Source organism: Rhizobium sp. SRI_017, assembly GCF_057586295.1.
In genome coordinates, this window is record NZ_JBYCZP010000094.1 from 1 (window position 1) to 528 (window position 528).

Annotated in this window: 1 protein-coding gene; it reads left to right on the forward strand. The window is 61.2% G+C overall.

Annotation, left to right across the window (positions count from 1 at the left end):
- Positions 1–528 (forward strand): alpha/beta fold hydrolase (locus tag AC2YI2_RS35180; RefSeq protein ID WP_487391147.1); only part of this gene is annotated, 528 nt, incomplete at both ends.

Sequence of the window (528 nt, forward strand, 5' to 3'; positions counted from 1 at the left end):
CCAACGCCGCTGAAAAGATCCCTGACACCCAGGTCGTCAGGAACGTTGTCCTCGTCCACGGCGCGTTCGCCGACGGATCCGGCTGGCGCGGCGTCCATGACAATCTTACTCAGCGTGGCTACAAGGTGACCATCGTGCAGAATCCGCTGACCTCACTGGCCGACGATGTCGCCGCCACCAAGCGAGCAATCGAACGTCAGGACGGCCCCACCATTCTCGTCGGCCATTCCTGGGGTGGCGTCATGATCACCGAAGCGGGCATCGATCCCAAGGTCACCGGCCTCGTCTATGTCTCCGCACTGTCGCCTGATGCCGGCGAGACGACAGCGCAGCAATATGAAGGCTATACGACGCCGCCGGAATTCGTGATCGAACCGACGGCCGATGGCTTCGGCATCCTAAAGGCCGGCACATTCAAGGCGGGCTTTGCAGCCGATACGACCGACGAAGACGCTGCCTTCCTGGAGAACTCGCAGGTGCCGATCAATCTGTCGTCATTCGGTGTCAAGCTCGAGAATGCTGCATGGC